Below are 24656 nucleotides of genomic sequence, written 5' to 3'. Positions count from 1 at the left end.
CCCGATCCTCCCCGAGGAGGGAGCCGACCGTGGATACCGTCCTGCGTGCCGCGGCGACCTACGCCTTCCTGGTCGTCCTCTTCCGCGTTGCCGGGCGGCGGACGCTCTCGGAGATGACCAGCTTCGACTTCGTCCTGCTGCTGGTCGTCGGCGAGGCGGCGCAGCAGGCCCTGCTCGGCGAGGACTTCTCGCTGACCAACGCCTTCCTCTCGATCCTGACGCTGATCGCGCTCGACATCGGCCTGTCGCTCTGGAAGCAGCGGTCGCGGTGGCTGGAGATGTGGATCGACGGCGTGCCGACGGTGCTGGTCGAGGACGGCCGGCCGCTGCAGGACCGCATGGACAAGGCGCGGGTGGACGTGGACGACATCCTGGAGGCCGCCCGTCGCCTCCAGGGCCTGGAGCGGCTGGAGCAGGTGCGGTACGCGGTCCTGGAGCGCGACGGCAAGATCACCGTCATCCCGCAGCCGCCGGAGCCTTGAGCCGTCGGCCCAACGGCCCAGGTCAGATTTCACCGTTCGCCGGCCTCAAGGTGCTCCCTCAGGGCCGGACGCGGCCCCCGGGGCGACGGGTTGATTAAGGTCACTCGCCACAATAGATTGACCGTTTACTCCCTCGGCCGGATGGTGTAGTTCCACTCGCCGTGGAACTTCTCTCGCTTGACGGGGAGGCCCTCCATCTGCTGCTCCCTCGCCCCCCGGCCGACCGGGTCGCTGCCCACGTCCAACTCCGCCCTGATCTCCAGGCCCGTCTTCGTCCTCGTGCTGCCGATCAGGTCGACCACCACCTCCCGGCTCACCAGCGGGCGGCCCCGCCAGTTCCCCGTGATGTGGCAGAACATCCGGTGCTCGATCTCGTTCCACTTGCTCGTGCCCGGCGGGAAGTGGCACGCCGAGATGCTCAGGCCGGTCTCGTCAGCGAGCCCCTGTAGCTCCACCTTCCACAGCCGGCGTCGGCTCCCGTTGGAGCCGCCGCCGTCGGCCTTGAGCTCCCGCGCCACCGCGATGGCCAGGCACTCGCGGGTGTGCTCGTCGATGACCGTCCGCATCCGGAAGGCCCGGCCGTCGCGGGTCCTCGCCTGCACGAAGTCGTAGCTCCGGGCGTGGTCCTTGTGCCCGGGACGGAGCCGCACGCACGACCCGTCGTTCAGCCACAGCCGGCCGCGCTTCGGTTGCTTCGCCGGCACCTTCAGGCCCTCCCGACGCCACAGCCGCCCGAGGCGCTTGCGGTTGACGTCGAAGCCCTCGGCCCGCAGCAGCGCCGTGACGCGGCGGTGGCCGTAGCGGCCGTATTCGCAGGCCAGCTCCACCATCCGGGCCACCAGCCGCGCCTCGTCGTCGGGCACGGCCGGCGCCCGCCGCTGCGTCGAGCGGGCCTGGCCCAGGACCTTGCAGGCCCGGCGTCGCGAGACGCGGTCGGGGCCGAGCACGCTCCGGACGTGCTGCGGGCCTGGGCGAGGGCCACCCCCCTGGCCGTCTCGACCTCGGCCTCGCGGTGCTTGGCGATGACCTGCTCGGGCGTGTGTCGCTGCCTATTGGCCATGGTCCCGCGCCCCTGGGGTTGCCGCCCGCGATTATCGCATCGCAGCTGGTCTCGTTTCCGGGGGGCAGGTCAGCCGCCCGGCGGGTCGGCCCCGCCGGTCGGGCGATCGGCGAGGAGATGACCCACGGGAAGGTCGTCAGGGCACGAAGCAACGCCGACGTCCTCGGGTCGGGGAACGTCGATTCCCCGCTGAGCGGGATCGGGCGCCTGCCGCTGCCCGATGGTTCGGTCGATCCGGTGCTCTCCAACGGCGTGTTCGACCCGTGCCCGGACAGGCCTGCGGTGCTGGCCGAGGTCTCCCTGGTGCTCCGTCCCGGCGGTCGGACCCGGATGGCGGAGATGCTGCGGGAGCCGCACGTCTCGCCCGACGAGGCGTCGAGCAATGGCTCCTGTTCCGATCGAATCGCCGGCGCCGTGTGGGGGCGGTCGCTCCCGGAGATGCGGGGCGATCCGGGGTTCGTGGAGTCCGTGGGCCACGGCCGGACGGGCGACCGCACCTCGTCGTGTACGCGAGGGGCCTTGATCTCGGCGAAGAGGCCGTGACGGCGGCAGGCCCGTGTCCCCGGGCCGGGCGGATACGCTCGGCCTCCGAGGCGACCGGGCCTCGGGCCTCGGGCCTCGATCATCCGTCGTGCCCGATCTGAACCAGGAAGTCCCGATAGGCCGCATCAGGATCGGGCTCGCCGTCGAAGATCAGGACACCGAACCGCAGCCGCAAGGCTTCGCCTTGATCGACGACCACCCGGCCCGGCTCGCCCCCGGTGAAGGCGTGCCGCCCGAAGGGATTGGCCACGAGCAGGCCGTAGTCCCGGGCGTGGAACCACGAGCGGCAGAAGTTGCCCGGGGCGGGCATCAACAGGATGCCGGCTCGTCGGCCGCCGGCCTGCCCGCTGTACGAGCACCAGTCTGCCTGCTGACCCCAGACCCGGGCCTCGTCGACCCTCCCCTCATCGTCGATGATCCGCCCGGCGTTGACCACGGTCAGCGGGGTGGCGACCCGGACGCCGAGCCCCATCTCCTCCTGGTCGCCGAAGGCCAGGGAATCGTCCATCGGGCGGAACTCCGAGTCCCAGACCAGCAGCGTGCCGGCGGGACGTGACAGGACGGTCAGCCGGCAGATCTCCTCGGCGATGACCCCGCCGTCCCTCGAGTGGAGGTTGCGGACCGTGAAGCCGCCCCGGCCCGGCCCGCCCTGTGGCTCCTTCACGAACCCGGCGTGCCGGATGGGGTCGGCGTTGCGCCAGGAGTCGGCCCCGCCCAGGTCGCCGAAGGCCAGCCAGAGGCCGGGATGGAACGTCGGGTGGTCGGCGATGTCCACGCCCTCGACCGGCGGGTTATTGCGGGTGACCTGCACCTCTCCCGGGGTGTGGAGGTGCTCCAGGAACGGGCTCGGCGTCTCCCCCCGCTCGAAGACGTAGGTGGCGAACGGCTGCCCGCCGACCGTGATCCGAAGGCCGTCGGGCTGATCCTCGAAGGCGACGGGCGGCGCCTCGGGAGCACCTTCGGCCTGACGGTCCCCGGGCTGCCCGGTCACCCCCCGGACCGCCTCGAAGTACCAGCGGATGCCCGGGTCGTCCTCCGTCCCCGATCCCGCCAGGTCGTACCGCATCGGCTCCTGCTGGCACCAGGGGTTGTTGTGGAAGAAGACCGACAGGCCGGGGCGGGCGGCGGCGGCCTCGACCTCCCGGAGGTAGGCCCGACGGACCTCCTCGGGGAAGACGCCCCGCTCGAACCGGCCCGTCCAGCCGCCGAAGAGTTCGACGTTGACGATCGGCTTGCACTTGACCCCCGCCGCCATGAAGCGATCGGAGAGCGTCCCCGAGTCGGGCTCCGGCCCCGCCGTGTCGAACAGCAGGGCATCCACCTCCGGCGAGCGGCCGATGACGACGGCGGCTGCTGCCTCCGTCCCCTCCTCGCTCACATCCACGAATGCCTCGTGGGCGACGGCCGTGAGGTACATTTCCTCCTCGCTGCTCATGCCCGAGAAGTCGGCCTCGCCCGGCCGAAACGCCCGGGGCATGCCCATCGCCCCCAGCACCTCGGCAAGTTGGAACTGCGAGGACGACGTGAACCGGGGGAGGAAGACTCGGACCTTCCGCTCCCGCAGGCCCGAGAGCCAGCGGGACAGGTCGTCGGCATTCAGGCGTTCTTCGAGGGTCGGCAGCCCCTCGATCTTACCTGGGAGGACGATCACCATCGCCAGGTCGCCCGACCCGTAGGGCAGTTCCAGCGCCTTGAGGCCGTCGCCGGCCCAGTAGCGGAAGTCGTCCTGCCGGTGCATCAGCGGCACGTCGACTATCGGCCGGCCGAGACGTGGAAGGGCGCTTGCTGGGTCGCCTCCTCCCGGAACGGGTCGGACCAGTCGCCCTTGAAGGAAACGGCGTTGGTCAGGACCAGCCGGGTTATCGCGTCCAGGCCCCCCGGCGGGATCAAGTCGGCGATCTTCCCCCCGGTCCGCTCCTCGACCCAGGCGTTGATCTGCTGACGTACCTGCTCGGCCTGCCGGGCGAAATCGACCCGGGCCAGTTCCGCCCCGTCGTGCTCCCGGGTCAGGGCGAGGAAGCGGACCCGGAAGTCGGAATCCCGCCGGCCCCGGAGCCGATTGGCCGCGCCCAGCCGGTAGCCGGACCGCTCCGCATCGGCGTCCCAGGTCTGCTGCGAGGCGGCGAAGGCCGGATGCAGCGACCCTCGCGGCGAGCGGAGGTGGAGCGCCTCGGCCATCTGCTCGGCGGTCTCGCCCCCGGCCCCGACGTAGGTCAGCGCCAGGGCGGTGGAGAGGCTGCCGGGCGAGAAGAAGAGGTTATCGTCCCGGTCCGACCCCAGCCGGGCGTAGAGGTCCAGGGCGAAGCGGGTGTTGCCCTCGACGACGGCGCGGGCATCGGCGTTCATGCCCTCATCTCCTCGTCCCTCACCCCGGAGCCGATCCGGCTGCTGACTGGCCCCGGTGGACCCGCCCGGCGAGCAACCCGGGAGTGCCCCGAGGAGCCCGGCCACGAGGGTCAGGGCCGGCGGGGTGACGGGGAGCGACCCCCGATGGGGCGCATCGCTGGCGCGAAACGTCGGCATGGAGGTCCTCCTCCGCAGCCGAATCCCCGGGCATCCGCATCGCGGGCCGATTGTCCCCGCCCCCGTTCCCGTCGTCAAACCACAGGGCTATGCTCGACGACGGGCGGTCACGCGATCACCCCTCATCGATCGGCATGGGCCGGGGCACCATCCCCGACCTGTCATGTCGGCCCCGGGGTCCGGAGGGAGCGATGCCGGGCTGGGAGATGAAGATCATCGAGGCCGAGGCCGAGCGCCTCCTCTCCCTCGCCGCCGGGGACGCCGATCTGCGGGCGGAACTGCGAGCCCTGGCCCAGGTGATCCTGGCGGCGACCGAGGAGCCTCCGCCCAGCGTCGTCCCGGCAGAGGGCTCCCACCCTGACCCGGCCCCCGCACTCCCGGATGCCGATGAGGCCCAAGCCGTCCCGTCCGGTGGCCCCCGAGGGCCCGAGCCGCTCCACGAACTGACGCTGGGGCGATCACGCCCGGTGAGCGTGGAGCGACATCCGCCATCCGAGGAGAACGGGGGCTCGGCCTTCGACGCGACCCTCGACTTCGACGAGATCGAGGCCCGCTGCCGCCTCAAGGCCGAGGCGGCTCGCCATGCCGCAGCCCGCCTGCGTCGGCTTCGGGGTGGGGGCGACCCCGGGGGCGGGGTTGCACCAGTAAACCCGGAGGTCGCCTCGTGGGCCGACCGTTTCACCGACGCCTTCTCCTGGCGTGATGACGACGATGGCACACAACCGCCCGACATCTCCCTGCTCGACGACCTGGGTGGTTGCTTCGAGGCACTCGCAGGGGCTTCGGCACTGGCGGCGGGCGACGGGGAGCGTCGTGGGGCCCTCGGGCGGTCGCTGCACCTCCTCGCCGAGGCCCAGTCGGCGGTGCGGTCGGCGACGCAGCACCTCCAGGCCCCCGACGACCCGGACCAGTTGGCCGCCTACGAATGGGCCCGTGATGCCGCCACCCGTCATCGGGTCTTCATCAAGCGATACTTGCGGGCCGACGACCTCGCCGACCCCGCCCGCTGGCCCGACCTGCTGGCCCGCATCGAGGCCCAGGCCGGGGGCGACCCGCGGGCCCGGCGGCACCGTCCCCGGGTCAAGCGCCTCCGACGGCATCTGGAGGCCATCCGGCGGGGCGATGACGCCGACCGGGACTGGCAGGAGGTCGTCGAGGCCGTGGACGAGATGGTCGCCGAGGGCCTCCCTCCCAGCAGCAAGGACCTCCGGGATCTGCTGCTGCCGGCCATCGACGACCTGCCCGACCGGGACGACCCGCCGGAGGGGTTCCGGCTGGTCCTGCGGGAAATCGACCGCTACCTGGCCTCCCGCGCGGACCCCACCGAGGCACCCGTCACCCCCGAGCCGACCCCCGAGGTCCAGGAGGCCCGCCGACTGTTGGGGGGCCGGAGCATCGTGCTGCTCGGCGGGATGTGCCGCCCGGAGGCCCGGGCGGCATTGAGAGAGGCCCTGGGCCTGGCGGATTTGGTCTGGGTCGAGACGAAGGAGCACCAGGCGGTCTCGACCTTCGAGCCGGTCATCGCCCGGCCCGAGGTGGCCCTGGTGCTACTGGCGATCCGCTGGTCGAGCCATGCGTTCGGGGAGGTGAGGCGGTACTGCGACCTGCACGGAACGCCCCTGGTACGGCTGCCGGGGGGATACAACCCGAATCAGGTCGCCGCCCAGATCATCGACCAGTGCGGCGAGCGACTGCGTGGCGGATGACGGGGCAACGCGGGCCATCCGGCAAGCTGATGGGCCTGACGATGGTGGCCGTCCTCGGCGGCGCCGAGCGGACGGAGGAGGAGTCCCGGGGGCTCCTGGAGGCGGGCGGGTTCCCGGGCTCGGCGACCGTCCGATCGCCCGTCGCGTCCCCGTGGTGATCGCGGCGGCGGGCTCGGGTCGAGGCCGCGTCCTGGGTCGCCCCGGTCGGGCATCGGCCCGTCCCCCTCTTCGAGGCCGAGGAGGACGGCCGTGGGCGCGGATCGGGGCCGGCCCGGCGGCGGTGCACCGCCGGGCCGGCGGACCCGGGCCGGCATCGAGGCCCTGACCCGGGGCCGGCCGGCCGGCGGGCAGCCGGGCGAGCCGATCGGGGTCGGGGGAGGTGTCTGCTGTCGGGGGCCGGCCTCGGGGGCGGCTCAGACGGCCTCGGGGCCGGCGGGGCCGGGCGAGGGGGGGAGGGGTGACTTCGCCGCCTTGGCCTTCGGCCTGGGCGGGTCGGCCTGCCGGACCGCACACTGCGGGTGGATGCCCACCCGGGAGTAGACGGGTTGCTGGCAGACCGGGCATCGTGTCCGGGTCGAGGGCGGCGTGTGCAGGTGCTTCGGATTCATGGGGCCTCCCGGTGGTGGGGAAGGAGGTCACCGAGGAAGCCATTCCTGGGGCAACCGCCCGAGCGATCGGGGGGCCCGCACGCGCGGGCCCCCCGTCGGTCATCTTCCCGGAGGGCGATCAGTAGCGTCGGCCGCCGCCGCCGCCGCCGCCGTAGCCGCCGCCGCCGCCGTAGCCGCCGCCGCCGCCCCCTCGGCCGCGACCGCCGCCGTAGCCGCCGCCGCCGCCGCCGCGGTCTTCCCGGGGCTTGGCCTCGTTGACGGTCAGGCGACGCCCGTCGTGCTCGCGGTCATGCAGGCCGTCGATGGCGGCCTGGGCCTCGGACTCGGAGTCCATCTCGACGAAGCCGAAGCCCTTGCTCCGGCCCGTCTCCCGGTCCTCGATCACCTGGGCGCTCTGGACCGTGCCGAATTGCGAGAACAGTTGTTCCAGATCCGAACTGCTGACCCCGTAGGTCAGATTGCCGACATAAAGCTTCTTGCCCACCGCTGATCTCCTGGACTCAGTCGTGCCGGCCCTACGATGCTCCCCGGGCCGGAGAGGATAGGGCTCAGGCGCGAGCCCATCGGCGGGAACGGCGAGGGAGGAAGGCGGAAGCAGGTGTCGGGGACGGGCCTACCTCGCTTGCTCAGTCGTCAGACCAACCACGGGCTAGTATAACCGGATGAGGGAGCGAACGATACCGTCCCCCGGGGATCGGCGGATGCGCCCCCGGCGCGGTCCGGGGGGCAGGCCCCCGGGGCCCTCAGCCGGGCCAGGCGTAATCGGCCTGCAATCGGAAGCCCCGGACCCGGATCGCCCCGTCGGGGCCGGCCTCCACGAGGGCGTAGCCGCTGTTCTGCTCGCCGGATCCCTCCACCATGGCGACCAGGGTGACGTAGGAAATGCCGCCGATCTCGGCGTAGGCGTTCGCGTGGCTGTGGCCCTGGAAGACGGCCCGGACCCGGCCCGACTCCTCCAGGATCCGGCGGACCTCGGGGGCGTTGCGGACCCCGTAGGGGCTGCCGACATCGAGCCGCTGGTGGGCGAAGACGATGACGGGGCTGGGGGCTCGTGCGAGATCATCCCGGAGCCAGTCGACCTCGGCCTCGGGGATGTTCGGGTCGGTCCACTCGAAGTTCTTGCGGCCGTAGGGCTCGCCGTCGGACCGGAAGCAGGAGTCGAGCACGACGAAGTGCCAGCCGCCGGCGTCGAAGGAGAGGAACGATCGCTCCTGGCCGACCCGGCCCAGGAACTCGGCCTTGGTCAGGGTGTCGACGCAGTGGTTGCCCAGGACGTAGTACCGCCTCGGGCAGATCGCCGAGAAGTCCCGGTCGATCCGGTCGAGGTAGCCCAGCTCGACTTCGACCGAGTCGGCGGCGTCGATCAGGTCGCCCAGCTCGACGAGGAACTCGGGGGATTCCCCGCGGAACAGCCCGGCGGCCTCGGCCAGCTTCGACGGGGTCTCCCGGTAGTGCCGGGTGCCGGCGGGGGGCTTGTCGGCGTAGTGCAGGTCGGTGATCAGGCCGACTCGGAGGGCCGGGCGGTCCTCCGAGTCCGGTGAGGCGGCCGAGGCCCGTCCGCTCATGGTCGCCGCGCCCAGCAGCAGGACGCCCTCCGAGAGGAACGCCCGCCGCCCGAGCCGTCCCCGGTGCCCTGTCCGCGTCATGGTCGAACCCTCATTCCTGGAGGCCTTCGGGACGGCCCGGTCGGCCTCCCGGGGGCGGGGCGGGCGTCTCGGGCCGGGGGGATGGCCCCGTCTGGCCCCCCTCGGGGGGCCGCCGGGGGGAGATCCAGCAGGAGTCGTGCGGCTGCATGCCGATCCGGGGGTAGTAGGACCGGGCAAGCGGGGCGGCCAGCAGGATCAGATTCGTGTGCCGCCCGGCGTGCTCGTGGGTGAGTCGGACCAGCTCCCGGCCGATCCCGAGGCGCTGGTGGGCGCGGTCGACCGCCAGGTCGGACAGGTAGGTGCAGTAGCTGAAGTCGGTGATCGCCCGGGAGACGCCGACGAGCCGCTCGCCGAGCCGGGCGGTCACGATCAGGTCGGCGTGCCGGAGCATGCCCTCGATCGTCCCGGGCTCGGAGACGGGGCGGCGCTCGGCCAGGGTCGATCGGGCGAGCACGTCGAGGAACGCGTCGGCGGCGAGGTCGGGCTCGACGGCGTAGGTGACCTTCGGGGTCGGGATCGGGGACGGCGGGGTCATTCGGGGGGGCCTCCGAGGATCCGGACCCGGGAGACGCCCGCGCGCCACCAGTCGCCGAGGGGGCCCCGGGAGAGGCTCCGGAGGGCGTTGGAGGCGGTGGCGAGGGAGAGGTCGAGGTCGGCGGTGACGATCTCCTCGCCGAACATCCCGGCCTCGCCGAGGAGGTTGCCGTCGGGGGCGATGACCCGGCTCTGCCCGTGCGAGCCGGAGAGGTCGTCGTTGGCGGGGGCGTTGGCCTGGACGACGAAGACGGTGTTCTCGACGGCCCGGGCCCGGATCTGGGCGCGGTAGGGGTCGAGCTTGTGCTCCTGGCGGATGCCCGACTCGTGGGAGAGGTAGAAGACGACCCGGGCTCCGGCCAGGACGGGGAGCCGGACCAGCTCCGGGTAGCGCTCGTCGTGGCAGATGATGATCGAGCAGGGGACGCCGTCGACGGGGAAGACCGAGAGGTGGTCGCCGGGGTCGGGCCAGGCCTCGGCGAGCTGGACCTTGTGGTAGCGCTCGACCACCCGGCCGGAGGGGTCGAAGACGAGTGCCGAGTTGTAGAGGCGGCCCCCGTCCCGCCAGGGGGAGCCGACGACGGCGGAGATCCCGGCCTCCCGGCAGGCCTCGGCGACCCGGGCCTCGGCCTCGGCGAGCCGGTCGGCGGTCGTGGAGGTGGCCGAGTCCCCGGAGTAGCCGGTCAGGGCACACTCGGGGAAGACGGCGACCCGGACCCCCTGCCCGCCGAGCCGGATCAGGTGGGCCCGGATCCGGGAGACGTTGTCGTCCAGGTCCCGGGAGGATCGGAACTGCACGGCGGCGACCCGGAGCGTCGTCGTCTCCGGCTCCGGGCCGTCCCCCTCGTCGGCGAGGGCCGGCGGGACGACGAGGAGGGCGAGGGCGGCGAGGATTCGGACGGGGCCCATCGCGGGGTCCTCCGGGAGATGGCGGGCGACGGACGACGGATGCCGGGGCGCGGTGGATTCGGGCGAAGGCCGGCGGCCGGGGCGGGGAGGGCGGCCGTCATTCGGGCATCCTGCGCCTGGGTGTGGCCTCGGCCGTCCGTCGACCGGGGCCTCCCCGCCGCCGACGATACTATCGTGGAATCGGGCGGTATTATGCACCCGGCTGGGGAGATTCGCGCAGCAGGGGTGCTCTCATCCAGGATTGCCTGGGAGACCGAGCTTTACGAGTGTGGCCCGGGCATCGCCGAATGGTCAGTCATGCATTCGGGGTGACGGTGCCGATCCGGAAGAGCCCGCCGCAGGGCGTTCCGGCTCGATCGGGCCTTGCCCTCGGCCGTCCTCGGGCCGGTCGACTTCAACGCGTTCAGCCGGTTGGCGATCGTCTGCCGCAGCGAGGTGGCCATGGGCGGGATCCCGGGGGGCGTCGTCCGAGGTGGTGGGCGGGGCCGGCGTCTTGGACGCGATCGCGCGGGTCCCCTGTCCATTACGCTCGTGATCCGACCCCCGGAAATTCATGTTTTCCGGCCGGACCGGCCGGAATTCCCCGACCCCCGGTCAGCGGGACGCCGGGAGGAGCGCCCGGAGGGCCCACTCCATCGCCCGGGCGTCGATCGGCCCGTCGGGCCGAGCCAGGCCCGGGGCGACCGCCGGAGGGACCTCGACCCGGAGGCCCGGGGGGGGCCCGTCCAGGGCGAACGACCAGGAGACGGCCAGGGGGCCGATCCGTCGGGTAGCCCGGGCGTCGAGGGTGGCGTCGAAGGTGAGATCCGGCGGGAGTAAGAGGATCGAGCCGGGGGCGGGCGAGGGCCCGGGGGGGGCGGGCCAGCAGAAGGTGTCGAGGGCGCCCGTCTCGGGGTCGACGAGCAGGGCGTAGCAGAGGTCCAGGTCTCGGTGCTCGCCGTCGACGGCCAGGACCGTCGGCGTCCGGAAGAGCGCGAAGGTGGGGGTCCGGGCGGCGATCGAGCCCTCTCCCAGCTTCGCCTCGGCCGCGATCAGGACGACCCGGTCGACCAGCGGGATGGCGTCGAGGGCCTCGTCCGGCCCCCCCGGCGTCACCACCAGCTCCCGATCCCCGACCGGCACCGCGTTGCCGACCCCGACCCGGGCCAGCCGGTAGCCCGACCGGCTCGACCCGGCCACGTCGGCAACGATCACGGTCCGGAACCGGGTGGCGGTGGCGGCGGCCGACCGGGGCAGGTCGCCCAGGTCGCCCGAGGCCAGCCTCGGCACCGACCGCACCACCCGGGCGTCCCAGCCGTTCGGGGGCCCTTGCCCCACCTCCACCCCGGGCGAGAGGTGGACCAGTCCCGGCAAGGGCACCGGGCCCGATCCCTTCGTGTCCAATCCGCGTTGAGGGTTGACGGATCGATCTCCGTCCCCCGCTCCCCACGCGCGGGGAGCGGGCGGGGGCGAGGGGCCTTCGAGCGATGGCGGGGCATCGCGATCCGTCCGGTCCCCCCTCACCCGGGCTCCGCCCACCCTCTCCCCCGAGCACGGGGGCGAGGGTCGGAGACGACCGCCCCCGTCGGGTCGGGAATCCTCCCGGATGCACCACCTGGGCTGGTCCTCCGGGAGCCGGGTCCCCTGCCCCCCGGCCATCAGCAGGGAGAACGCCCCGAGCACCGCCAGCCTCGCCGATCGAACGACCCGGCCCCTGGCCATCCTCCCCCCCTATTCCACTCTCCCATCCCCCACCGACGGCATGTCCGGTCCCCGATCATAGCCCGAGGGCGGTCACGGTCCAGGGAATGAGGTAGAATTTCTCCAGATTGCTCATTCGCTGTATCTTTACAGTTCGAGGAAGGTGGAGGGCCGTCATCCCGGAGGATCCCGGGACGAGGGCGGGACGGGCCCGTCGGGGCCGGGGCGTCGGGAGGCCCCGTGGCGGGCGAGGGGCGGGGCGGTGCCGATCCGGTTCGGGCCTCGATCCGACGACGAGGGGGCGGGGCCCCGAGGAGCGACGAGGCGATGATCGGATCGTGTCCCCGAGTCCTGGTGCTGGCCCCCGGCGGGCCGGGAGGGATCGCCGCCCTGGTGGCGGGCGGCCGGGCGGGCGCGCTCGGCCTGCTCGACCTGACCTGGGCCGACGACGGGGAAGTCAGGGAGGCCCTGGAGCAGGCCGGTCGATGGGCGGACCGGCCGTTCGGCGTGGTCTTGCCCCCGGGCGGGATGGCGGCGGGGGCCTGGCCGGATCGGCTGGCGGCGGTCGTCTGCCGGGGGGGGCCAGGGACGGACTGGCGGGCGGCGGTCGGCCGGGTGTCGGCCCGGGGGCGGGTCGCGCTGGCCGAGGTGACGGATCGGCAGTCGGCCCTGGCGGCGACGGCGGCCGGGGCGGCCGGCGTGATCGTCTCGGGGCTGGAGGCGGGCGGGCGGTGCGGCGAGGAGTCGTCGCTGGTGCTGCTCCAGGCGGTGCTCGGCGAGGGGGTCGCTCGGGCCTGGGTGCGGGGGGGGATCGGGCCGGGGTCGGCCGCCGCCGTGGTGGCGATGGGGGCGGCCGGGGTGGTGCTCGACGGCGCCCTGCTGCTGGCGAAGGAGTCTCCGCTGGCCGAGGCCGACCGCGACCGGGTCGCCCGGCTCGACGGCGGCGAGACGGCCATGATCGGCCCCGACGGCGGCCCGAGGGTGCGGGTCGACGCCCCCCCCGGATCAAACGCGGTGGCCCGGTTGCGCGAGGCGGCGGCGATCGGGGGCGAGGCGTGGGCCCGGGCCGAGGCCGCATTGGTGGGCTGGGGACCCGGCCGGGCGCGGCCGCTCGGCCAGGATGCCGCCTTCGCGGCGCGGCTGGCGGGGCGGTTCCGGACCGTCGGCGGGATCGTGGGGGCCGTGGAGGGGGCGATCGACGAGGGGATCCGCCTGGCCTCGACGCTCCGGCCGCTGGCGAAGGGCTCGCCGATGGCCGAGGCCCTGGGAACGCGATACCCGATCGTCCAGGGGCCGATGACCCGGGTGAGCGACACCGCCGCCTTCGCCCTGGCGGTGGCCGACGGGGGCGCGTTGCCGATGCTCGCCCTGGCGATGTTGAAGGGGCCCGAGGCGGCGTCGCTGCTCTCGGAGGCGGCGGAGATTCTGCGGGGCAAGCCCTGGGGCGTGGGGCTGCTCGGCTTCGCCGACCCGGAGATCCGGGCGGGGCAGCTGGAGGCCGTCCGGGAGTCCCGGCCGCCGTTCGCCCTGATCGCGGGGGGGAGGCCCGACCAGGCGAAGGATCTGGAGCGGCTCGGCATCCGGACGTTCCTGCACGCCCCCTCGCCGGGGCTGTTGAATCAGTACCTCCGGGACGGGGCCCGGCGGTTCGTGTTGGAAGGCCGGGAGTGCGGCGGGCACGTCGGGCCGAGGTCGAGCCTCGTGCTCTGGGAGCAGGCGGCGGCGGAGATCCGCTCGGCGATCGACTCCGGTGTCGTGGCCGACCCCGGCTCGCTGCACCTGCTGTTCGCCGGCGGGGTGCACGACGCGAGGTCGGCCGCCGGGGTGGCCGCGCTGGCCTCCCCGATGGCGGGGCTTGGGGTGAAGGTCGGCGTGCTCGTGGGGACCGCCTACCTGTTCGCGAAGGAGGCGGTCGATTCGGGGGCGATCGCCCCGAGGTTCCAGCGCGAGGCCCTCTCCTGCCGGGAGACGGTCCTGCTGCCGACCGGGCCGGGGCACGAGGTCCGCGCCGTGCCCTCGCCGTTCACGGGCCACTTCGAGGCCGAGCGGCGCCGATTGATCGAGGCCGGGGCCCCGGCCGAGGAGGTCCGCGAGACGCTGGAGCGCCTGAACGTGGGACGGCTCCGGGTGGCGAGCAAGGGCATGGACCGGGACGGGAAGGATTTCCGCCCGCTGGCGGAGGAGGAGCAGTACGGCCGGGGCCTCTACATGATCGGCCAGGTGGCGACCCTGCGCGATCGGGTGACGACCATCGACGAATTGCATGAAAACATCTGCTCGGGGGCGTCGGCCCTGCTCGAACAGACGTTGGTCGGGGACCCCTCGGCGGACTCGCAGCGACCCTCCGACGTGGCGATCGTGGGCATGTCGGGCATCTTCCCTGGCGCCGCCGACATCCGGTCGTTCTGGGAGAATACCCTGAAGGGCGTGGACGCGATCGTCGAGATCCCGCCCGACCGCTGGGACTGGCGGCCCTACTACGACCCGGACCCGAAGGCGCCGGACAAGGTCGTCTCGAAGTGGGGAGGGTTCCTGCCCGACGTGCCCTTCGACCCGCTCCGCTACGGGATGCCGCCCTCCAGCCTGCCCTCGATCGAGCCGGCGCAGCTGCTGGTGCTGGAGGCGGTGCGGGCGGCCCTCGACGACGCCGGGTACGCCGATCGGCCGTTCCCGAGGGAGCGGACGGCGGTCGTGCTGGGTATGGGGGGCGGGGCGGCGCAGCTGGCGATGGGCTATGCTTTCCGCTCCTACTTGCCGATGCTCGAATCCGTGGCCCCCGAGGCCGGGAAGGCGGCGAGGGAGGCGGCCGAGCCCCTGCTCCCCTCCTGGACCGAGGACGCCTTCCCCGGCTTCCTGCTGAACGTGACCGCCGGGAGGGTGGCGAACCGGTTCGACCTGGGGGGGGCCAACTACACGGTCGACGCCGCCTGCGGGTCGTCGCTGGCGGCGGCGAGCCTGGCGGTCCGGGAGCTGGAGACGGGCGCCGCCGACGTGGTGATCCTCGGCGGGGCGGACACGGTCCAGAATCCGTTCACGTACCTGGCATTCAGCAAGACACACGCGTTCTCCCCCCGGGGCCGCTGCCGCCCCTTCGATTCCTCGGCCGACGGCATCGTCATCAGCGAGGGCATGGGGGTGCTGATCTTGAAGCGCCTGGCCGACGCCGAGCGGGACGGCGACCGCATCTACGCCGTGATCAAGGGGCTGGGCTCCTCCAGCGACGGCCGGGCCCGGGGCCTGACCGCCCCCAACGGCGAGGGGCAGTCCCGGGCACTCCGCCGGGCCTACGACAAGGCCGGGGTGCCGCCGGCCAGCGTCGGCTACGTGGAGGCGCACGGGACGGGGACGGCGGTGGGGGACGAGGTGGAGGTGGGGGCGCTGGCCGGGTTCCTCCGGGAACATGGGGCGGCCCCGGGGTCGTGCGTGGTCGGCTCGGTGAAGTCGATGATCGGCCACACGAAGTGCGCCGCCGGGCTGGCGGGGCTCATCAACGCGTCGCTCGCGCTCTATCACCGGGCCCTGCCGCCGACGATCGGCGTGGAGCGGCCCAACCCGGCCTTCGACCTCCGGGACGGCCCGGTTCGTGTCGGCACGAAGGCCCGCCCCTGGCTGCACGCCTCGGGGGGGCCCCGGCGGGCCGGGGTGAGCGCCTTCGGCTTCGGCGGGACGAACTTCCACGCCGTCCTCGAATCGTACGAGGGGGACCCCTCCCCCCGGCCCGACCCGCAGCACGAGTGGCCCGCCGAGCTGTTCGTCTGGCGGGACGAGGACCGCGAGGCGATTCTCGGCCGGGTCGACCGCCTGATCGCCTCGATCGGCGAGGGAGCCCGGCCCCGGCCCCGGGACCTGGCCCACGCGCTCGCGCTGCGGTTCGACCCCGAGGCGGTCGACCGGCCGACCCTGGCGATCGTCGCCGGGTCGGTCGAGGAACTCCGGGAGCGGATGGAAACCGCCCGGGGGGCGATCGCCCGGGGGGACGAAACGTTCGACGATCGCCGAGGTGTTCATTTCTCGAACAAACCCGCGTTCGCCGGGGGGGGCGTGGCCCTGCTCTTCCCCGGCCAGGGGGCGCAGCGGCCGGAGATGCTGGGGGACCTGACGCTTGCGTTCGAGGAGGTCCGGCTCGGCTTCGAGGCGTTCGACGCGGCACTGATCGCCTCGGGCGGCCGCCCGATCGGGCCGATGGTCTTCCCGCCGACGACCCTAAACGACCGGGGACGGGACCGGGCCCGGCACGAGTTGACGGCCACCGAGGCCGCCCAGCCGGCCGTGGGGGCGGCCTCGGTGGGGATGTGGAACCTGCTGGAGGCCCTGGGGGTCGAGGCGTCGGCCTTCGCCGGGCACAGCTACGGCGAGCTGGTGGCGCTCTGCGCCGCCGGCGCGATGGACGTGGATGCGCTGGCCCGGCTCTCCGAGGCCCGGGGGCGGCTGATGGCCCGGGCCGCCGGGCCGGAGCCGGGCGCGATGGCCGCCCTGCTTTGCGACGCCGACCGGGCGGCGGCGATCCTCTCGGGGATCGACGGCGTGGTCGTCGCCAACCTCAACGGCCCGAGGCAGACGGTGATCTCGGGCGACCGGGACGCCCTGAACCGGGCGATCGACCGGGCCCGGGGGAAGGGGATCCGCGCCTTCGACCTGCCCGTCGGGGGGGCCTTCCACGCGCCGGTCGTCTCGGGGGCGATCGGGCCGATGGTCGACCGGGCCCGGGAGGCGATCGCCAGGCCCCCGGCCTCTCCGGTGTTTTCCAACCTCGACGCGGCCCCGCACCCCGATGATCCGGCCGAGATCGCCCGGAGGCTGGGGGACCACCTGGCGTCCCTGGTGCGGTTCGATCGGATGATCGAATCGATGTATGACTCGGGGGTGCGGTCGTTCATCGAGTGCGGCCCGGGGTCGACCCTCTCGCCGCTGGTCCGCTCGATCCTGGGGGATCGGCCCCACCTCGTCGCCCCGACCGACGCGCCGGGGCGGGGGGGGATCCCGACGCTGCTCTCGGCGCTCGCCCGGCTGCTCTCGGGGGGCGTGCCGGTCCGCCGCCTGGCCCGGCTCACGGGGCGTCGCGGGTCCCATCGCGTCGACCCCGAGCGGCCCGAGGACGAGGTCCCCGCCCCGCCGCCTTCAACCTGGCTGGTCAACGGGAGCCGGGCCCGGCCGATCTCCGGCCCGGAGCCGAGGAGGCTGGGGATGGCCCTACCGGGGCCGCCCCCCGGCGAAGCGTCGGGCGATGCCTCGCATCGTCATGGGAACAACGGGGCGAATGGCCATCGGGCCTCCGTCCCCGGCGCACCCGACCTGCCTCGGAGCGGGGCGGAGGACGAAAAGGGCCTTGTGAATGGGGACGGACGCATGCCGGGGCCCCGAGGGGTCTCGGCCGACGGCGTGGTCGACGGCGGACGCACAGGACCTCGGGAGGGGACGGTGCGAGGTCGATTCGACGTGACTCGTGAGACGAACGGATCGGGGCGGCCGGGGATCACCGCCGCCGAGCGGAACGGTCATGCGGCGAGGCATCCGTCTCCGACGCCCCCGATCGGGACCGGGACCGGGGCCGGGGAATCGGCCCGGGTGATGGAGGCGTTCCAGGAGACGATGCGGGCCTTCCTGGAGGTGCAGCGGTCGACGATGCTCGCCTACCTCTCGGGCCGCCCCCCCGCCGACGCCCCCGCCGAGTCCCTCGATCCTGGCGTCCCCGACGCCCCGAGGGCGGGCGACCCGCAGGGGGCCGGATGGGAGCCGGATGCTGGGCGGCACCGCCCCGAGGGCGAGCTGATGGGTGACGAGGCCGTGGGCCCGGCCAATTATCCCCCGCCCCCTCGAACGGTCCCCCGGCCGGGTGGGGGCGACCGGCCCCTTCTCGACCCGACCGGCCCGGGGCCCGAGGGCGACCCGCCCGGGGACGAGCCGGGGGCGTCGGGGCGGGTCGACGAATCGACGGGGGTGCAATCGAGTCCCCCGCCCGACCCCGCCGATCGGCCGGGCGGGTCGGTGGCGGACCGGTTGGTGGCGATCGTGCGGGACCGGACCGGGTATCCGGCCGAGATGCTCGGCATGGGGCTCGACCTGGAGGCGGACCTGGGGATCGACTCGATCAAACGCATCGAGATCCTCGGGAGTTTGCGCGATGCGATCGACGGGATGGCCGAGGCCGGGGGCTCGGGGCTGATGGACCAACTGGCCCGGTCGAAGACGCTGGGGGAGATCGTCTCGCGGGTGGAGTCGGCGCTGACGTGTCCGGGCGAGGCCCCACCCGATCGGGACCGGGGCGTCATCCCCGGTGAGGGCGGGCCGGGACGGGATCGAGAAACGGGCCGGGACCCGGGCGACACGGCCCGGGCCGACGGCCCCGCCCGCCCCCCCCGCCGGATGGTGCTGGAGGCGGTGGACGCCCCGGCGAGGAGGGAGGGGGCGGGCCTCGCGCCGGGGGGGATCGTCGTCGTGACCGACGACGGGAGGGGCGTCGCCGGGGAGGTGGCCGGGAGGCTCAGGGGGGCGGGGCTGTCGGTGGAGGTGGCCGGGCCGGGGTGGGCCGACCCGGCCTCGCCCTCGGCGGTGGCCGAATGGCTGGGCGGGGTGAAGGGCGGGTCGCCGGTCTCGGGGATCATCCACGCGCAACCGCTCGGCGATCCCGGGCCGGCCGGCCTCGACCCGTCGCGCTGGTCCGGCCGGCTGGATCCGTCGCTCAGGGGCCTGTTCCACCTGGCCCGGGCCGCGGCGGAGGACCTGGAGCGTTCGAGCCGGGAGGGCGGCTCGTGCCTGATCGCCGCGACGGCGATGGGGGGCGGCTTCGCCTCGGTCGGCGGGGCGGACGCCGACTTCTTCCCGGGAGACGGGGGGGTCGCCGGGCTGGTGAAGACGCTGGCCCGGGAGTGGCCCGGGGTCCGGGCCCGGGTGGTCGACCTCCGGCCCTCCGACCCGCCCCCCCTGCTGGCCGACCGGCTCGCCGACGAGGCGATGACGGACGACGACTGGCCCGAGGTGGGCTACCTGGGAGGCCGCCGGATCCGCCTGGGCGCGACCGACCGGCCGATCCCCGGCGACCGGCCGGGCGTCGAGGTCGGGGAGGGTGAGCCGATCCTGATCACGGGGGGGGCCCGGGGGATCGGCGCCGCCGTGGCGGCCGAGCTGGCGAGGCGATGGCGGCCGACGCTCCTGCTGATCGGGTCGAGCCCGATGCCCCCCGACCGCGAGGGCCCGGAGACGGCCGGCCTGGCGACGGCCGCCGAGCTGAAGCGGGCCCTGCTCGAAGCCTCCCGGCGCGGGGGCGGGCGGCTCGCCCCCCGGGAGCTGGACCGCTCCTGCCGTCGGCTGCTCGTCGACCGGGAGATCCGGGGGGCGATCCGCCGGATCCGGGAGGCCGGGGCCGTGGCCGAGTACGCGTCGGTGGACGTCCGAGACGCCGGGGCGCTGGCCGAGGCCCTGGCATCCTGGAAGCGACGCTTCGGCGACCCCGTCGGCCTGATCCACGGCGCGGGGGTGATCCATGATAAGTTGCTCCGGGACAAGACGTCGAGGTCCTTCGATGCCGTGCTCGGCACCAAGGTCGACGGCGCGATGAACCTGGCCCGCCTGCTCCGGGGGGATGTGCTGCGGTTCTCCGCGCTCTTCTCGTCGATCGCCGGGCGGTTCGGGAACCAGGGCCAGTCTGACTACGCGGCGGCGAACGAGGTGCTCAATAAGCTGGCGGTGTGGCTCGACCGCCGGTGGCCGGGGCGGGTCGTCTCGCTGAATTGGGGCCCGTGGTCGGGGGTGGGGATGGTATCCGAGCTGGAGGGGCACCTCGGGCGTCGGGGGCTGGGGATGATCGACCCGGCGTCGGGGTCCCGGGCGCTGGTCGACGAGCTGAGGTTCGGCCGCAAGGGCGAGGTGGAGGTGATCCTGGCCGGGGCGCTGGGGGGGCTCGACGGCCCGCTCCCGGCCCGGGGCGTCGCGGCGGCGGCGGGGGTGGGGCGATGAGCCGGACGCCCCGGCCGCTCGACGCGGCGATCGTCGGCATGGCCTGCCGGTTCGCCGGGGCCGGCGACCTGTTCGCCTTCTGGGACGACGTGCTCGCCGGTCGGGCCCTCGTCCCGGGGGAGGAGGGTGCGATCCCGGATCCGGGTTCGATCGGGGCCGACCGGAGTCCGGGCGGGGCCCTCGCCGGTCCGATCGCGTCGGGCCCTGATGCGGTCGGTGGTCTGTGGGGGGCGTCGGACGCATCGGGGCCGGGGCTCGTGCTGGCGCTCGACGCGGCCCGGGCCGCGCTGGCCGACGCGGGGCTCGGCGAGGGGATCCCCGAGGGGAGGCGGGTCGAGGTGGTGATCGGCCGGCGGGCCGAGCTCGACGGCCGAGCCCCGGCTCGGCGGCGGCGACGGGGCCGGGTGCCAGGGCGGAAGCCGGCGATCTCGGGGGCCTTGCACCCGGGGTGGTCGGCCGAGGACGAAGAGGCGGTGCGGGCCGGGCTGGTGGGGGGCCCACCTCCCCTGGCTGCCGCCGGGGGGGCCGACGCCGTGTCGGGCCCGTCGATCGGGCTGCCCGGGAGATTGGGCCCGGTGCGGATGATCGACGCGGGGGGGGCGTCGGCCCTGGAGGCGCTGGCGAGGGCGGCGAGGGCGGTCTCGTCGGGCCGGGCGGACCTGGCGATCGCGGGGGCGGTGCACCTCGATCCGGACGGGGAGGGGCCGATCGGGGCCAACGGCCGGGGCCCTCGCCCCCGGACCGATCGGGCCCGGCCGATGCCGGGCGAGGGGGTGGGCGTGGTCGTGCTCAGGCCGCTGCGGGACGCCGAGCGCGACGGCGACCGGATCTACGCCGTGGTGAAGGGGGCGGGGCTCGATCGCGGCGTCGAGGGGGACCGGGATCCGGCCCCTGCCGGGGCGAGGGGCCTGCTGAGGGCGATCAGGCGGGCCTACCGGCGGTCGGGGATCGACCCGGGGACGGTCGGCCTGCTGGAGGGGGGCGGGCCGGGGATGCCGGCCTGCGGTCGGGCTGAGCTGCGGGCCCTCCGGGCGGCCTTCCCGCCCCCGGGGTCGGGCATGGATCGGGTGCTCGGCGCAGCGTCGGCGGTGGTCGGGCCGGCGGGGGAGGCGTCGGGGATGGCGGGGCTGATCAAGGCGTCGCTCGCGTTGCACCACCGGATCCTGCCCGCGAGCCCGGCGGCCGGGGATCCCCGACCGCGGCCCGGCCGGGACGTCGCCCGGTCGGCGACCAACCCGTCGAGCCGCCCCTGGATCAGCGGGCTCCCGACCCCGAGGCGGGCGGGGATCAGCGCGTCGGGGCATTCGGGCATCAACGCGCATGTGATCCTCGAGGAGCACGGGGGGTCGGATCGCGAGGTCCCGGGCGCCCTCCCCCGGTGGCCCGACGAGGCGGTCCTGCTCGCCGGCGAGGACCGCGCGGGCCTGGCCGATCGGGCCCGGCGGCTGGCGGATCGGCTCCGGGCCCGGCCCGACCTCGACCTGAAGGACGTCGCCGCCCGGCTGAACGGGGAGGCGGTGCGGGCCGGGGCCCCGGCCCGCCTGGGGCTGGTGGCGCGGTCGGTCGGCGACCTGGTCGAGCGCCTGGAATCGGCGGCCGGGCGCCTGGACGACCCGGGGCGGGGGTCGATCCGGGACGCCCGGGGGGCGTACTACTGGGACCGGCCGGCGGGGGCCTCCGGCGGGCTGGCGTTCCTGTTCCCGGGGGAGGGGTCGCAGTATCCGGGGATGCTCGCCGACCTGTGCATGCACTTCCCCGAGGTCCGGGGCTGTCTCGACCGGATCGACCGGATGGCGCTGGCCTCCGGCGCGATCGACCCGCCCGGGGCCCGGCTGTACGGCGCCGGGGCCGGGGTCGACCCGTCGCTCTGGGAGGCGGGGACCGCGGTGCACGTGGTGCTCGGCTCTCAGTGGGCGCTGTACACGCTGCTGACCCGGCTCGGGCTGGAGCCGGACGCGGTTTGCGGCCACAGCAGCGGCGAGTTCCCCGCGCTGGTGGCTTCGGGGGCGATCCCGGATGACGACGGGCTGGAGGCCCGGCTCATCGGGCTGGCCGCCGTGTTCTCCGGGCTGGAGCGGTCGGGGGCGATCCCGGAGGCCCGCCTGCTGGGCGTGGGGGCCGACCGGTCTCGGGTCGAGGCGTTGCTGGGAAGCCCGGCCGGGACGGCGGTGGCGGTGGCCGCGGACAATTGCCCGCATCAGGTCGTGATCGTCGGCGGGCCGGCTGCGATCCGGGAGGCGGCGGGTCGCCTGAAGTCGGCGGGGATCTCGGTGGAGGAATTGCCGTTCTCCCGGGCCTACCACTGCCCCGAGTTCGGCCCGGCGATGGGGCCGATCCGGGCGTTCTTCGAGTCGATCCCGATCGGCGATCCGTCGATCCCGCTATATTCCTGCTGCCTGGCGGGGCGGGTGTCGGGGGGGCCGGACGAGCTGCGACGGCTCGCGGTGGCCCAGTGGACCCGGCCGGTCGAGTTCCGCCGGGCGGTGGAGGCGATGCACGTCGACGGCATCCGGCTGTTCGTGGATGTGGGGGCCAGGGGGAACCTCGCCGGGTTCGTCGAGGACACACTCCGGGGGCGGGACGCCTTCGCGGTGGCCGCGAACCTGCCGAGGCGATCGGGCCTCTCTCAACTGAATCACCTGGTCGCGTCGCTGTTCGCGCAGGGCGCGACGATCGACCCGGCCGTGTTGTATTCCCGCCGCCGCCCCATGTCCGTCGACCTGGAGGGGGGGCCGCCGACCGGGGCGAGGGGGGTGACGATGCGGCCCGAATCCCCCGGGCCCCGGGCGGGCCTCCGGCCCGAGGATCCGGGGGGGAGCCGGCCGAGTCGACCGCCGGGGAGGCGGGACGAGTGGGGGGAGGTCGGCCCCGACGCTCGCCTCGCCGTGGATGCCGATTGGGATGCCCCCGCGGCCCCGGCGCGTGAGGTCTCCGTCCCGGGGGGACGGGAGGCGGGGGCGGGGACCTCGACTCGGGGCGAGGGCGTCGCCGTCGGGTTGGGGCCCGCCCCGGGCCGGGGCGTCACGGGAGGGGCCCGGGAGGGGGCGGCGATCGAGGCGACGGCCGGGCGTTGCGTCGTCCGCCGGATCCTGGACGCGGAGGGGGACCCGGTCGCCGAGGCCCATACGTTCGGCGGCCGCCGGATCTCGGCGATCGACTCGGACATGAAGGGCCTGCCGGTGCTGCCGTTCACGGTGATGGCGGAGATGCTGGCAGAGGCGTCGGCCCGGCTCGTGCCCGGCGGGGTGTTGGTGGGGCTGCGGGACGTGAGGGCGCGTCGGTGGGTCAGATATGAAGACGCGCCGACATTGCTGGAGATCGTCGCCGAGGCGGATCCCGACCGGCCCGGCGAGGTACGGGCGGGGCTGTTCCATCGGGGCCGGGCCGATCGGCCGGGGCCAAGGGGGGATCGGCCGGAGATGGAGGCGGTGGTGGTCTTATCGGGGGATCGCCCCGGGGCGCCGGGGGCCTCGCCGTTCGACCTGGGGGAGGCGGAGGCGTCCCGGTTCACCGCAGAGTCGCTCTACGGCGAGCAGTGGCTCTTCCACGGCCCTGCGCTCCGGGGGGTGGTGGGGGTGGGGGAGGTGTCGGACCGGGGGATCGAGGGGACGCTCCGGGTGCTCCCGAGGGGCGCCCTCCGGCGCGAGGCAGGGGCCCCAATGCCGCTGACCGACCCGATCGTGCTGGACGCGTTCACCCACCTGCTCGGCTGCTGGGGCCTGGACCGGCTGGCCGACGGGGACGTGATCTTCCCGCTCCGGATGGGCAGGCTGGAGTTTTTCGGCGAGGACCCTCCGGAGGGGGCCGACGTGCCCTGCCGGATCGAGGTGACGGCGGTCGATCGCCACAGGGTCCGGGCGGACGCGGAGATCCTCCGGCCGGATGGGCGGGTCTGGATGCGGCTGCGCGACTGGGAGGACTGGCGGTTCGACTGGCCCGCGCGCTACCGGGACCTGTTCCGTCAGCCCGACCGGATCCTGCTCGGCGAGCCGATCGGTCTGGCGGGGTTGCCTGCCGGAACCTCCGCCGTGTGGCTCCGGCCGCCGGAGGACATGGGGCGTCCGGTCTGGCGGGACGTGCTGGAGCGGGTGCAGCTCTCCCCCCGGGAGCGGGCGGGGTGCCTGCGACCCGAGGGGTCGGACCGGAGGAGGACGCTCCGGCTCTGGGGGCGGATCGCGGCCAAGGAGGCGGCCCGTCGGCTCTGGCTGGCCGAGGGGAGGGGGCACCTCTATCCCGCCGACCTGACGATCGAGCCGGACGAGTCGGGCCGCCCCGTGCTCCTCCCCGGGGTGGGGCCGGGAGGCCGGGACATGCCGATCCTGTCGATCTCGCACACCGAGGGGGTGGCGGTCGCGCTGGCGAGCCGGGATCCGGGCGCCCGGGTGGGGATCGACGTCGAGCGGATCACGCCCCGGTCGGGATCCTTCGAGGACCTGGCCTTCGGGCCGGGGGAGCGGGCGTTGCTCGACCGCTTCGACGCAGAGCGACGGCCGGAGTGGGTCGCCCGGCTCTGGTGCGCCCGCGAGGCGGTGGCCAAGGCGACCGGCTTGGGGATGATCGACGGGCCGAGGGGGGTGGAGGTGACGGCCATCGACCCGGCGTCGGGGATGATGGCCGCCCGGCTCGGCACGGGGCTGGCTTCGGCCTGCCCGGGGCTGGCGGGGGGCGGACTGGACGTAGGGACGACGACCCGGGAGGGGTATGCCCTCGCCTGGTTCGTCCGGGGGGGGGCGGAGCGATGAGCGAATCCGAGATTCTCGACGACCTGGCCGGGGTCCTGGCCGACTTCGGCGGTCGGGATTACTCCGGGCCGATCGGCGCGGAGACCCGGTTCTTCGCCGACCTGGGCCTGGCGTCGATCGACGCGGTGGTGCTGGGGGAGTCGCTCCAGGACTTCTACGGCCGCCCCCTGCCCTTCGGCGACTTGATGGCGGAGCTGGGGTCCCGGAAGGACCGCGACCTGACGATGGGGACGCTGGCGAAGTTCCTGGCCCGACACCTCGGGAATTGAG

General features: G+C 74.5%; 14 protein-coding genes and 2 pseudogenes. 7 read left to right on the top strand and 9 right to left on the bottom strand.

Annotated features, from left to right (window positions below; translation table 11 throughout):
- Window positions 1-29: 29 nt before the first annotated feature.
- Complete coding sequence (locus ElP_RS11045; RefSeq protein WP_145269240.1) at window positions 30-482, top strand: DUF421 domain-containing protein; 453 nt, start codon at window positions 30-32, stop codon at window positions 480-482.
- 125 nt (window positions 483-607) lie between these two features.
- On the opposite strand, the pseudogene ElP_RS11040 reads toward ElP_RS11045, so the two are convergent.
- Window positions 608-1411: pseudogene (locus ElP_RS11040) on the bottom strand (ISAzo13-like element transposase-related protein); the annotation flags it as partial.
- A gap of 83 nt (window positions 1412-1494) precedes the next feature.
- On the opposite strand from ElP_RS11040, the gene ElP_RS11035 reads away from it, so the two are divergent.
- Complete coding sequence (locus tag ElP_RS11035) at window positions 1495-2085, top strand: methyltransferase domain-containing protein (RefSeq protein ID WP_315852671.1); 591 nt, start codon at window positions 1495-1497, stop codon at window positions 2083-2085.
- Window positions 2086-2164: 79 nt separating this feature from the next.
- Here ElP_RS11035 and ElP_RS40600 read toward each other — a convergent pair whose 3' ends face one another.
- Together ElP_RS40600 and ElP_RS40595 are read right to left on the bottom strand one after the other, a co-directional pair.
- Entirely contained in the window at window positions 2165-3832 is a 1668-nt protein-coding gene (locus ElP_RS40600) for a DUF6807 family protein (RefSeq protein ID WP_145269234.1), read from the bottom strand.
- A gap of 5 nt (window positions 3833-3837) precedes the next feature.
- Window positions 3838-4431, bottom strand: a complete 594-nt coding sequence (locus ElP_RS40595; RefSeq protein WP_197446888.1) for a serpin family protein — start codon at window positions 4429-4431, stop codon at window positions 3838-3840.
- A 368-nt stretch (window positions 4432-4799) separates the two neighbouring features.
- Between ElP_RS40595 and ElP_RS11020 the strand changes: the two genes are divergently transcribed.
- Together ElP_RS11020 and ElP_RS37855 are read left to right on the top strand one after the other, a co-directional pair.
- Entirely contained in the window at window positions 4800-6314 is a 1515-nt protein-coding gene (locus tag ElP_RS11020) for a hypothetical protein (RefSeq protein WP_145269230.1), read from the top strand.
- Window positions 6311-6472: a hypothetical protein gene (locus ElP_RS37855; protein ID WP_197446887.1), complete on the top strand. Its 162-nt coding sequence runs from the start codon at window positions 6311-6313 to the stop codon at window positions 6470-6472. The genes ElP_RS11020 and ElP_RS37855 overlap by 4 nt, the downstream gene beginning before the upstream one ends.
- 255 nt (window positions 6473-6727) lie before the next feature.
- Here ElP_RS37855 and ElP_RS11015 read toward each other — a convergent pair whose 3' ends face one another.
- The 6 genes and pseudogenes from ElP_RS11015 to ElP_RS10985 all read right to left on the bottom strand — a co-directional run bounded on the left by ElP_RS11015 (window position 6728) and on the right by ElP_RS10985 (window position 11370).
- Window positions 6728-6922 carry a hypothetical protein gene (locus ElP_RS11015; RefSeq protein WP_145269228.1) on the bottom strand — a complete coding sequence of 65 codons (195 nt, stop codon included), beginning with the start codon at window positions 6920-6922 and terminating at the stop codon, window positions 6728-6730.
- A 118-nt stretch (window positions 6923-7040) separates the two neighbouring features.
- Complete coding sequence (locus tag ElP_RS11010; RefSeq protein ID WP_145269226.1) at window positions 7041-7406, bottom strand: RNA recognition motif domain-containing protein; 366 nt, start codon at window positions 7404-7406, stop codon at window positions 7041-7043.
- A 259-nt stretch (window positions 7407-7665) separates the two neighbouring features.
- A complete protein-coding gene (locus tag ElP_RS11005) occupies window positions 7666-8568 on the bottom strand; it encodes a metallophosphoesterase family protein (protein ID WP_145269224.1) in 903 nt (300 codons plus the stop codon).
- 115 nt (window positions 8569-8683) lie between these two features.
- A pseudogene (locus tag ElP_RS11000) lies at window positions 8684-9103 on the bottom strand (GNAT family N-acetyltransferase); the annotation flags it as partial.
- Window positions 9100-10011, bottom strand: coding sequence for a carbon-nitrogen hydrolase family protein (locus tag ElP_RS10995; protein ID WP_145269220.1), 912 nt, complete (start codon window positions 10009-10011; stop codon window positions 9100-9102). The gene ElP_RS10995 and the pseudogene ElP_RS11000, both read right to left, overlap by 4 nt.
- Before the next feature lie 594 nt (window positions 10012-10605).
- A complete protein-coding gene (locus ElP_RS10985; protein WP_145269216.1) occupies window positions 10606-11370 on the bottom strand; it encodes a hypothetical protein in 765 nt (254 codons plus the stop codon).
- Between the two features lie 648 nt (window positions 11371-12018).
- Between ElP_RS10985 and ElP_RS10980 the strand changes: the two genes are divergently transcribed.
- From ElP_RS10980 to ElP_RS10970, 3 genes are read left to right on the top strand one after another with little or no spacing between them, the layout of a single operon-like run.
- Window positions 12019-19644 carry a type I polyketide synthase gene (locus ElP_RS10980; RefSeq protein WP_145269214.1) on the top strand — a complete coding sequence of 2542 codons (7626 nt, stop codon included), beginning with the start codon at window positions 12019-12021 and terminating at the stop codon, window positions 19642-19644.
- A complete protein-coding gene (locus ElP_RS10975; protein ID WP_145269212.1) occupies window positions 19641-24386 on the top strand; it encodes a polyketide synthase in 4746 nt (1581 codons plus the stop codon). The genes ElP_RS10980 and ElP_RS10975 overlap by 4 nt, the downstream gene beginning before the upstream one ends.
- Window positions 24383-24655, top strand: coding sequence for an acyl carrier protein (locus ElP_RS10970; protein ID WP_145269210.1), 273 nt, complete (start codon window positions 24383-24385; stop codon window positions 24653-24655). The genes ElP_RS10975 and ElP_RS10970 overlap by 4 nt, the downstream gene beginning before the upstream one ends.
- Window position 24656 lies beyond the last annotated feature (1 nt).

This window comes from Tautonia plasticadhaerens (assembly GCF_007752535.1).
Taxonomy (GTDB): Bacteria; Planctomycetota; Planctomycetia; order Isosphaerales; family Isosphaeraceae; genus Tautonia; species Tautonia plasticadhaerens.
Note: the sequence above shows the minus strand (reverse complement) of the source record. Positions and strands in the feature narration are given on the sequence as shown.